The organism is Rhizobium sp. 3T7, assembly GCF_020166565.1.
Lineage (GTDB): Bacteria > Pseudomonadota > Alphaproteobacteria > Rhizobiales > Rhizobiaceae > Rhizobium.
In genome coordinates, this window is sequence record NZ_JAIQXS010000018.1 from 78,311 (window position 1) to 89,398 (window position 11,088).

At 61.0% G+C, this 11,088-nt stretch carries 7 protein-coding genes; 3 read left to right on the plus strand and 4 right to left on the minus strand.

Going from position 1 to position 11,088, the window contains the following annotated elements; translation table 11 throughout:
* The first annotated feature begins 1 nt into the window (after position 1).
* Genes trpA through K9B32_RS21945 form a run of 3 tightly spaced genes read left to right on the plus strand, consistent with a single transcriptional unit; the run spans position 2 to position 3,166 of the window.
* Positions 2 to 841, plus strand: a complete 840-nt coding sequence (gene trpA, locus K9B32_RS21935) for a tryptophan synthase subunit alpha (RefSeq protein WP_224565960.1) — start codon at positions 2 to 4, stop codon at positions 839 to 841.
* Positions 842 to 880: 39 nt separating this feature from the next.
* On the plus strand, positions 881 to 1,786 hold the full coding sequence (gene accD / locus K9B32_RS21940) for an acetyl-CoA carboxylase, carboxyltransferase subunit beta (protein WP_224565962.1): 906 nt from the start codon (positions 881 to 883) through the stop codon (positions 1,784 to 1,786).
* Positions 1,787 to 1,813: 27 nt separating this feature from the next.
* Positions 1,814 to 3,166: a bifunctional folylpolyglutamate synthase/dihydrofolate synthase gene (locus K9B32_RS21945; protein ID WP_224565963.1), complete on the plus strand. Its 1,353-nt coding sequence runs from the start codon at positions 1,814 to 1,816 to the stop codon at positions 3,164 to 3,166.
* 49 nt (positions 3,167 to 3,215) lie between these two features.
* On the opposite strand, the gene trxA is transcribed toward K9B32_RS21945, so the two are convergent.
* The 4 genes from trxA to K9B32_RS21965 all read right to left on the minus strand — a co-directional run bounded on the left by trxA (position 3,216) and on the right by K9B32_RS21965 (position 11,082).
* Positions 3,216 to 3,536 (minus strand): thioredoxin, encoded by a 321-nt coding sequence (gene trxA, locus K9B32_RS21950; RefSeq protein ID WP_224565965.1) that lies wholly within the window; start codon positions 3,534 to 3,536, stop codon positions 3,216 to 3,218.
* 72 nt (positions 3,537 to 3,608) lie between these two features.
* The gene (gene addA / locus K9B32_RS21955) at positions 3,609 to 7,160 is read right to left on the minus strand and encodes a double-strand break repair helicase AddA (RefSeq protein WP_224565967.1); all 3,552 of its coding nucleotides are present in this window, start codon (positions 7,158 to 7,160) and stop codon (positions 3,609 to 3,611) included.
* Positions 7,153 to 10,347 carry a double-strand break repair protein AddB gene (addB, locus tag K9B32_RS21960; RefSeq protein WP_224565969.1) on the minus strand — a complete coding sequence of 1,065 codons (3,195 nt, stop codon included), beginning with the start codon at positions 10,345 to 10,347 and terminating at the stop codon, positions 7,153 to 7,155. The genes addA and addB overlap by 8 nt, the downstream gene beginning before the upstream one ends.
* Positions 10,348 to 10,350: 3 nt before the next feature.
* Positions 10,351 to 11,082: a nucleotidyltransferase family protein gene (locus K9B32_RS21965; RefSeq protein ID WP_224565971.1), complete on the minus strand. Its 732-nt coding sequence runs from the start codon at positions 11,080 to 11,082 to the stop codon at positions 10,351 to 10,353.
* Positions 11,083 to 11,088 lie beyond the last annotated feature (6 nt).

The following is an 11,088-nucleotide window of genomic DNA, read 5'->3' on the forward strand; positions in this document are numbered from 1 at the left end:
CATGACCGCACGTATGGATAAACGCTTCGCCGATCTGAAGGCGGAAGGCCGGCCGGCACTCGTCACCTATTTCATGGGCGGTGATCCGGACTACGAAACCTCGCTCGGCATCATGAAGGCTTTGCCAGAGGCGGGTTCCGATGTCATCGAGCTCGGCATGCCGTTCTCCGATCCGATGGCCGACGGTCCGGCAATCCAGATGGCTGGCCAGCGCGCTCTTAAGGGCGGCCAGACGCTGAAGAAGACGCTGCAGCTTGCCGCCGATTTCCGCAAGACCGACGACGCCACGCCGATCGTGATGATGGGATACTACAACCCGATCTACGTCTACGGCGTTGAGAGGTTCCTGGACGACGCGCTGGCAGCCGGCATCGACGGGCTCATCGTCGTCGACCTTCCGCCGGAGATGGATGATGAACTCTGCATCCCCGCCCTCAAGAAGGGCATCAATTTCATTCGCCTGGCAACCCCGACGACGGACGAAAAGCGTCTGCCGACCGTTCTGCGAAACACCTCCGGCTTCGTCTATTACGTTTCGATGAATGGCATCACCGGTTCGGCCCTGCCGGACCCCTCTCTCGTGTCGGGTGCCGTCAAGCGCATCAAGCAGCACACCAATCTGCCCGTCTGTGTCGGTTTCGGCGTCAAGACCGCCGACCACGCAAAGATCATCGGCAGCTCGGCGGATGGTGTTGTTGTCGGCACCGCGATCGTCAATCAGGTGGCAACGAGCCTCACCAAGGACGGGAAGGCCACCGCCGATACCGTCCAGGCCGTCGCCACGCTTGTTCGTGGATTGTCAACGGGTACACGCTCGGCGCGCCTTGTTGCTGCCGAATAGTTTCCCCACATTGGCAAGAGTCAATCAGGAGTTTTCGACTTGAACTGGATCACCAACTACGTCCGCCCCCGCATCAATTCCATGCTGGGCCGCCGCGAAGTGCCGGAGAACCTCTGGATCAAGTGCCCGGAAACGGGTGAGATGGTTTTCCATAAAGATCTGGAAGACAACAAGTGGGTTATTCCGGCCTCCGGCTATCACATGAAGATGCCGGCGAAGGCTCGCCTTACCGATCTTTTCGATGAGGGCGTCTATGAAGCGCTCGTACAGCCGAAGGTCGCGCAGGACCCGCTGAAGTTTCGCGATTCCAAGAAGTACACGGATCGCCTTCGCGACAGCCGCATCAAGACCGATCAGGAAGATACGATCGTCGCCGGCGTCGGCAAGGTTCACGGTCTGAAGCTCGTCGCTGTCGTCCACGAGTTCAACTTCATGGGCGGCTCGCTCGGCATCGCCGCCGGCGAGGCAATCGTCAAGGCATTCGAACGCGCCATCGCAGAGAAGTGCCCCCTGGTCATGTTCCCGGCTTCGGGTGGCGCTCGCATGCAGGAAGGCATCCTGTCGCTCATGCAACTGCCGCGCACGACCGTTGCAGTCGACATGCTGAAGGAGGCGGGGCAGCCTTACATCGTTGTTTTGACGAACCCGACGACCGGCGGCGTCACGGCGTCTTACGCGATGCTCGGCGACCTGCACCTGGCCGAGCCCGGCGCGGAGATCTGCTTTGCCGGCAAGCGCGTCATTGAGCAGACGATTCGCGAGAAGCTTCCGGAAGGCTTCCAGACGTCCGAATACCTGCTGGAACACGGCATGGTCGATATGGTGGTCAAGCGCCACGATATTCCGGATACGCTGGCACGTGTCTTGAAGATCCTGACGAAGAAGCCGGCTGCGGCGCTTTCCAAGGAAAACAGCGGGACGCTCGCGATAGCCGCGAGCGCCTGATCAAACCAATCACAGCCGGGTTGAGCGATGATACCTAGGGGCCAAGCCGCAGTGAGTGAAGCAGCGCAGGAAATCGACAAGCTCATGGGATTGCATCCCAAGGGCTTCGATCTTTCCCTGGATCGCATCACACGGCTCCTTTCCATCCTCGGTGATCCGCAGACGAAGCTGCCGCCCGTCATCCATGTGGCAGGCACGAACGGCAAGGGCTCCGTGACAGCGTTTTGCCGGGCGTTGCTTGAGGCTGGCGGTTACAGCGCCCATGTCCATACCTCTCCGCATTTGGTCAACTGGCACGAACGCTATCGGATCGGCGTCAAGGGTGGCCGCGGGCAACTCGTGGATGATGCCGTTTTTGCAGAGGCGGTGCGGCGCGTCGCGGCCGCCAATGACGGGCAGAAGATCACCGTTTTCGAGATCCTGACGGCTGTCACCTTCATACTGTTTTCAGAGCATCCGGCCGATGCCGCCATTATCGAGGTTGGCCTCGGCGGCCGTTTCGATGCGACGAACGTCATCTCCAACCCCGCCGTCTCGGTCATCATGCCGATTTCCTTGGACCATCAGCCCTATCTCGGGGATCGGGTCGAACTGATCGCGGCCGAAAAGGCCGGCATCATGAAACGTCGTTGCCCGGTGGTCATCGGCAAGCAGGAATACGATGCCGCACTCGACGTTCTGATGTCGACCGCCGAACGGTTGAACTGCCCGACCGCCGTCTTCGGCCAGGATTATATGGCACATGAGGAATATGGGCGCCTCGTTTATCAGGACGAGTTCGGTCTCGCCGACCTGCCCTTGCCACGCCTTCCAGGCCGTCACCAATATGCCAATGCCGCTGCCGCGATGCGTGCCGTCAAGGCTGCGGGCTTCACGGTGACCGAAGCGATGATGGAAAAGGCGCTGCTATCGGTCGAGTGGCCGGGCCGCCTTCAGCGTCTGAACGAAGGACACCTGATGGCCAGTGCCCCGGCCAAGGCAGAAATCTGGGTTGACGGCGGCCACAATCCCGGTGCCGGCGAGGTCATCGCCGAAGCTATGGCAAATTTCGAGGAAAGGCAGCCGCGGCCGCTCTTCCTGATCATAGGCATGATCAACACCAAGGATCCGGTTGGCTACTTCAAGGCTTTCAAGGGATTGGCGGAGAAGGTCTATTGCGTGCCGATTCGCGGCAGCGAGGCAATGATAGACCCGGTCATCCTGGCAAACGCCGCCTACGATGCGGGTCTCGTCGCAGAACCGATGTCGACCGTCAGTGACGCATTGGAGGCAATCAAGGAAGGTGCCTTTGAACAGGCCCATCCGCCGCGCATCCTGATAGGCGGCTCTCTTTATCTTGTAGGCGATGTGCTTGCTGACAATGGCACGCCTCCGAAATAAAAAAAGCCCGGTCAAATGCCGGGCTTCTTCGTATCTGCTTATGGGCAAATTAAGCGGCGCTTGAGATCCAGCTCGAAAGAGCGGTCTTCGGGGCAGCGCCAACCTTGATGTCAGCAACTTCGCCGGCCTTGAATATGGCGAGTGTCGGAATGGAACGGACGCCAAACTGGGCGGCGAGTTCCGGGTTCTCATCGATGTTGAGCTTGGCGACTTTCACCTTACCCTCAAACTCGATGGCGAGTTCTTCGAGGCTGGGGGCGATCATCTTGCACGGGCCGCACCATTCAGCCCAGAAATCGACGACGACGGGTTCTGCGGATTCCAGAACTTCCGACTGGAAGTTGTTGATATCGACTTTTACGGTAGCCATAGGCTGCTCCTTTACGGATTCCTGTTGAAACACATGTGAGCGTGCGGTGCGGGCATTTCAATGCCCGGTATTTCACTTTGTCTCAAGTTGCGCAAGCGCCGACGCCAATGCGTCCGACGTCAGCGTGTGAACGGAGCCGTTTTCGGTATAGACGAGCACGCAATCGATACGCTTGCCAGGGTAGAGCGGCGCCAGGATTTCACGATAGATGGCAAGCTGCGCCTTGTGGGCAAAAGGGATCGCCTCTGCCGTCTGCGGCGGGACACGATTGGTCTTATAGTCGAGCACCACGACGCGCTCGTCGAAGACTGCCATTCTATCGACGCGGCCCGAAACAGCGTGGTCGACTCCGCCGATCGTCAGCGTGCCCATGACCGAGACTTCCGCCTGTGCATGGGTTGAGAATACGGATTCGAGGCTCGGGTCCCGCAATAGTTTCACCACCGAATCGACCAGTTGCTGCCGTTCTGCTTCCGGCCAGAACGACGCGGCACGCTTGGTGTAGCGCACAGCCGCATCTGCCTGTTCACCACGCGGCACATCCGGCAGCGTCTGCAGCATGCGGTGGAGGAGCCGCCCCTTCTGGAGCGAGCGATCCGGCGTGCCTTTTTCGACGAAAAGCGGGGAGGCGATGAGGAGGTCATCGGCGCCATCATCGACGATAGTTCCGACGCCAGACGGGCTAAGCGGGCGAGGCAGTTGTTTACGCGGTGGCAGCGGCCTGTCCAGGCTGGGCGGGATCGACTCTTGCCTGGCCGTCTGTTCGATGCGTCCGAGCCGTTCAAAGCTTCGCTCCACCCGCGGAACTCTCCATTTGATACCAGCCCAGCTATCGTCCGGTCCGGAAAATGTCGCAGCTGACACATGCGGATGACTGTCCGTCATCGCGACGGAAATCATCGCATGCCAGGTGTCGGTGTTGGGCCGAATTCCCCGGTAGCCGCAAACGGTCAGCCGGTCGGCGGCCCGGGTCATCGCGACATAGAGCAGCCGCCGATACTCCTGTTCCGCCAGCGATTGGATACGCGTCGCATCGGCTTGGGTCAGGGAGTTGCTGAGATCGCCGAGGGGAACCCAGGCCGGCATGGGCGGTTCGCCGTGCTCCTGCTCAAGTAGCCGAAGTTTTGGCATGTGCGAGGGCGTGAAGGCCTTGGACCCGCCGTCGACCAGGAACACGATCGGTGCCTCAAGGCCCTTTGACGCGTGCACGGTCATGATCCGGACTTCGTTGCGACCCTTGTCCTGCTCACGTTTTACCTCTGGTGCTTCGATCTCAAGCGTTGAGATGAAGGACTGCAGGCCGGGTAGGCCCGCGCTTTCGTGGTCGAGCGCGAATGTCAGGAATTCATCGAGAATATCGCTGACCTCGGTTCCGAGCCGGGCAAGGAATTGCCGTCGCCCGCCGTGGCATCCCAGAACGCGCGCATAGAAGTCATGGACCGGCAGGCTCTTGGATTCATCCAGGAAGAGCTTGAGGCGCGTGACGGCCGTTTCGAAGCGCGCGCTGCCGTCGGCGGCGAACTTCTGAACGTGAGCCCAGGCAGTCTCGCCCTCCGCGCGAAGGGCGGCGACTGCGAACACGTCGTCTTCGCTCAGATCGAGAAGCGGGCTCTTCATGAGCGCGGTCAATGAGAGGTCATCTTCGGGCAAAAGCAGAAAGCGGCCGAGCGCCACGAGGTCCTGCACTGCGATGTGGCTCGTCAGGCGTAGGCGATCGGCGCCGGCAACCGGTATGTCGCCGCGTCGCTTCAACGCGCGCGTCAATGCGTTGACGAAGGCGTCGCGCTTGCGTACCAGCACGAGGATATCGCCAGCCTCGATCAGCCGCTCCTTGCCCTTCTCGACGATGGTTTCCTTGCCGACAAGATTGCCGATCGTGTGGGCAATGCGACGCGCGAGAACGGATGCCGGGGCGCTCTCCGGCGTGGCGTCAAAAGGTGCGGTCCAGTCCTCTTCCTTTATTGTTACCTCAGGCGCAACCATCTCCCAGAGGTCGACCGCGCCGGGGTGGCCGATGCGGTTGGAACGGTGAACCACGGGCTCGCCCGTCGCGCTCAGCCCACGAGCGTTCTCGGCTGGTGTGAAGATATGATCGACGGCGGCGAGCACATCCGAGGTCGATCGGAACGAGAGCGGAAGCCGCACCGTCGAGAAGGCAAGCCCGCCCTGGGAGACGCGCCGGCGCGTCTGCTGGCTTTCCTCCGAGAAGCGTTCGGGACGGGCGCCCTGGAACGAATAGATAGATTGCTTTTCGTCGCCAACGGCAAAAAGCGTCCGCACCGCATTGCGGGCACTTTCGCCGGAAAAGAAATCCGCCGCCAGCGACTGGATGACGCTCCACTGGATCGGGCTCGTATCCTGTGCCTCGTCGACGAGAATATGGTCGATACCCTGGTCGAGCTTGTAGTGGATCCACGGCCCGACGTCGCTCTTGTTCAAGAGCTCGGCCGTTCGCGTTATCAGATCCTCGAAGTCGAGTTGGCTGCGCTGCTTCTTGAGGTCGTCGTAGTCCTTGTTGAGACGGTCGGCGAGAATCAGTGCAGCACGCGTTGCCTCGTACATGCGCGCCGTTTTCAACCGATCCCGGCACAGTACGACGTGTGCTCGCGCCGCTGTCACGGCGTCGATGAGCTCCGGCGCTTCGCTCGACATCGCCTTCACGAGAAACTGCGAATCCGTCTTCGGTTCTCCCTTGCCTGTCAGAAAGATTTTCTCCAGCAGCGAAGCGCGTCGCGCAGAGTCGCGCTCGCGCGCCAGCGACCGTAGGCCAGCCGCAATTTCGTGCGCCTTGGCACCGCCCTTTTGGTCAGCGACGTCCAAATACCGGTCGAGTACACTGCCGGTCAGACCAGGAAGCGGCCAATACTCATCGGCGATTCCAGTCGCCGTGTCGTTGGCGGAAAGGCGAAGCTTCTTGCGCAGTACTACATCGAGGCCACCCTTGCGTTCCGCATCTTGCGTAAAGGCGCGGATTGCATTGCGATTGGCGATAATCTCTTCCAGCAGATTTTCCAGGCCCGACTCATCGCCAAGGTTGAGAACATAGCCAAAGGCCTCCGCGAGCGCTGGGTCGTCCTCTGGCGTCGTCGCGGTGAGGAGGAACCGTCGTGCATCCGCGAGAAGCGTTGCGGTTGCCCGATCGTCGAGCACGGAGAAGTGCCCGGCGACATTTGCTTCCAGCGGAAACTGGTGCAGCAGCGCTTCGCAAAATGCGTGAATGGTCTGGATCTTCAGGCCGCCCGGTGTCTCCAGCGCTTTGGCAAAAAGCCGCCTCGCTTCCGCGCGCTTTCCCGCGTCCGGCGCCTTGCCCTCGATCCGCGCGATGCGTTCTTCAAGTTCTTCATCTGGTAGGACGGCCCACTCTGCAAGCCGCTCGAAGATGCGGTTCGACATCTCCGAGGCTGCCGCTTTTGTATAGGTCAAGCAGAGGATTGCTGATGGACGTGCCCCGGCAAGCAGCAGCCGAATGACACGCTGCGTGAGAACGTGGGTCTTTCCGGAGCCGGCATTCGCCGAAACCCAGGCCGAGCGTTGCGGATCGGATGCGATCGACTGCTGGATGGTCGTCCAACTCGTCCAGGCGAGAGGATCGTCGTCCTCGGGCAATGTTGGTTCGTCATTCATCGCTGGCTGCCTCATCGCTCTCTGCGGCTGACCATTCGGAAACGCGCGCCAGATGATCGTAGTCACCGCCGAAGTCGAACTGTTGTGCCGGCACGAGCCGCGAGGTGAAGCCCTTCTCGCCCGACTGCAGAAGCGCGACAAACTTTATTAATTGATCGATCGAGTCCGCGGCCAGATCCATCGCCGACTTCGCCTTATCGTTCCTGGTCGATGTCTCATTGTTAACGGTGTCGACCTTGAAGCGATCTCCCGGCCGCAGACGCACATAGAGAAGATCCTGCGGAACCAGACTACCCGCGTCCCGGAAGGCGCCGGCATGGAGCGCGGCCGCCTCCAGCGCCAACTGGGGATCGAGAAGGGCGCGCGCCTGCGCCGGAGAAGGATTGTGTCCGGTCTTGTAGTCGATGATGTCGGCGGTGCCGCTTCCTGTGATGTCGATCCGGTCGGCGACGCCGCTCAGGCGAACATTGATGGGCTCCAACTCGACACCGCCACGCACCTCTGTCAGCGTTCTTCGAATGACCGGTCGTCGCTGCGCCTCCCACTCGAGAAAGGCACGGGCAACTTCCCGGAAACGCGGACGCCACACCGCATCGATGTGCGCGGGGAGCTGCTCCGTGTCGAAGAGCTCGGTCAGAATAATCTCCATCGCCGTTTCCGCCGCCGGTGTTCCGGCAACGTGGCTTTCGCGTACGAAGCGGTCGATGATCTTGTGATAGAGCGTTCCGCGTTCCGCAGCGCCAGGGTCTCGGTTGAACGGAGCGACTGGATCGAGGCGTAAAACGCGGCGCGCATAGATCGCATACGGGTCACGACGCAGGCGTCCGACCTCGCTGAACGAGTACGACTTCGGCTGCATTTCCCGTGGTGGCGTCGGACTTGGACGCTGCGCGGTTGCCTGGCGGTCGCCTTGGTCGATCAGGTTTGCCCAATGCACGAAATTGTCGCCGCGACCCTTGAGTTCAGCTTCGAACGCCTTTCCACCGAAGGCAAGCAGTCGCTGTAACCAACGCGACGCGACCGTCGGCGTCGACCCTTGCCTGAGGGCGCGCGAATAGATGAGATGGCGCGTTCCATTGGCCATTTCGAAATCGTGCGCCAGTTGACCGATTCGCCGCTCCGGTGGTTCCAGGCCAATCTCCGTCTTCATTGTTCGGGAGACGAACGGGTTGTTGGACGTCTGTCCCGGCCACGATCCTTCGTTCAGCCCTCCCAGGATGAGAGTGTCTACACTCTGCAGGCGCGCTTCCAACGTGCCGAAGATGAATAGCCTTGGATGGCTCAGGGCGCGCGGCTTTGCCGCTTGCCCCGCCAAGAGTGCCGCGATGATATCGATCCACTGCGGACCGTCGGCGTCGATCTGCCCCTCGGTTTCGATGACTTCGCCGAGCATTGAAGCCAACGTGTTGCCGGCCTCGCCCGACCAGAGTGCCGCAAGGTCGCCACGCTCGTCGCCGACCACTGCCTCCAGCGCGCGCCCGGTACGTCTTGCCCAATCGGAGAGTGCAAAGCTTGTCGTCAGGCCGTGTTCTTCTGGCAAGCTTCGGACAAGCGCGGAAGCCAGCGGTTCGGTAACCACAGCAACCCGGCGGGCTAGCGCGCGCGCGCGATCGACGGCATCCACCGGGAGCGCTTTACGCCATTGCGGCGCATGACGATCCAAGGCGTGCTCCGACAACTGTTGTTCAAGTAGCGGCTCCAGCGCTGCGATGTCGACATCGGCGACGCCACCTCGCAGCGCCAGCAGCTCGAGTGCCGTTACCGCTTCGACAAGCGCGCTGCGCTCCATTCCGAAGTGTGCCAACGGATGCTTGAGCAAGCCGACAATGGCGACGGGATCACCCGGGCGAAGCGTCGCCTCGAGCAGCAGTTGCAGCAATGTTCCCTGCGGTGTCGCGGAAAGCGGCGTGCCTGCGGAGTCATCCGCAATGATGCCGAAGCGGGACAATTCAGTGGTCACGCGGCGCGCCAGATTCCGATCAGGGGTAATCAGTGCCGCTCGGCTCTCGCCATCCTTACCGGGCCGTTCGAGTGCCAGGCGGAGCGCGATGGCAATGGCAGTGGCCTCCTCTCGCTCATTGCCCGCTTCGATCAACGAGACGTCTGCAAATGCTGAAGAAATGGCAGTATCGGGCAGCCTTGCCTTCCAGGCGCCCCACTCACTGGTGGCTTCAGCCGGCGAGAGGGCATGCGATAGGATTTCGCTGCGCTGCCGTAACGCCTCGGCTGGCTCTGCCAGCGGCACTACGTCGTCGCGAGTAAGGCCAAGTCGTTTCAGAAGTTGAGCGAGGCCGTATTGCGAGTGGCTGCGGCTTGCTGGATCTGCGGGATGATCTTTCTGATCTTCCGGCGCCACCATTCGCCAATGTTCTTCCGGCATAGCGAGATCGAGACCTGGCAGCACGATAACGCCGTCCTGAAGATTGGCCACTGCCGCAATCAAGTCGGCCGTCGCCGGCACCGAGCCCGTCGATCCTGCAATGATAATGGGTCCCATCGGCGGGACCGTCGCAAAGCGATTTGCTTCGGCACGAAGGATGGCGTTGCGATGCCTCGCCGGAGACGATTTGCCGAGCTCGTTCAGTCTTTCCGGCCAGAAGGCGCTGGCGATCTGCAGGAATTCGGAGGTCAGCTGCCACCAGAGCGCATAGTCTTTCGCGTTCAATCGGGACAGTTCGGTCCAATCCCGATCCTCGGTCTCGATGGCGTCGATCAATTCGGCAAGATTGCGCGCAAGCCAAATGGCGTCGGCCGGGCTCGCGGGAGCGACGAGCGGCGAATCGGAGTGGATGCTGCGCACGATCTCCGGCAGCCTGTTTCGCCAGGCAAGAATGAGGCGCGCGAGCTCCAGCAGGCGCGCGGTGTTCGATAGCGGCTGCGCAAGATCCAACGTCGCCGGCAGGGCTTCATCGAAATACCCGCTGTCGTCGTCGGTTTCGCCGAGCGGGCGGATGACCGGCAAGATTGCCGATCGCCCGCCAAGAAAGTCGACGAATTCGGAGCGAAGGACGCGTGCAGCACGTCTCGTCGGCAGATAGATGGTGACCTTTGAAAGCGACAGAGGGTCGTCGGGATCATACCGAAAACGGGGTGTCAACCTGCCGTCACAGAGGCCTTCCGCAAGGGTCTTCAGGAAAGGAAGCCCTGCTGGGATGGTCAAAATCCTTGGCCGGTGCTGCTCGGCCATCCGTCATGCAAACGTCCGGTAGCGCCGGATCGTTTCCTCCGCTTCGCCGATTGCCTCGGGCGTGCCGACGGTAAGCCAGTGTCCTTGGAGCACTGTGCCGTAGAGCCGTCCCCGAGAGATCGCCTTGTCGAAATAAAGATTGAGGTTGAACGGATCGGCCGGAGCGTCATCGAGGAACGATGTGTCCATGGCGATCGCGCCGGCGTAGACGACCGGGCTCGGCCCGGAATCGGCAAAGCGCGTCAAACGGCCATCCCTGGCCATATTGAAATCGTTCTTGCCGTTGTGCCCGGTGGTATCTTCCAACTTCACACAGAGCATGGCCATGTCCATGCTTTGCGGTTGAAAGAATCCGGCTAAACGTGTCAGGTTGCTCGGAAGACCCGGACGCTCTCCGATCCAGAAAAGGTCGGCATTCGTGACGAATACCTTGCCGGGAGCAAGCAGCTTCAGGCCCTTTGCAAGCCCACCGCCGTTGTTCATCAGCTTCTCGCGCTCGTCGGAGACAATGATCTCGAGGCCTTTGTATGAAGCCAAGTGAGCCAGCATCTGGTCGACGTGGTGATGAACATTTACCACGGCCCTTTCGACGCCGGCTTCCACAAGAGAATCCAGCGCGTAATCGATCATCGCCTTACCGTCGATCTTCACGAGCGGCTTCGGGATGGTGTCGGTGATTGGCCGCATGCGGGTTCCAAGACCTGCAGCGAGAACCATGGCTTGCTTGATGCTCATCTGATC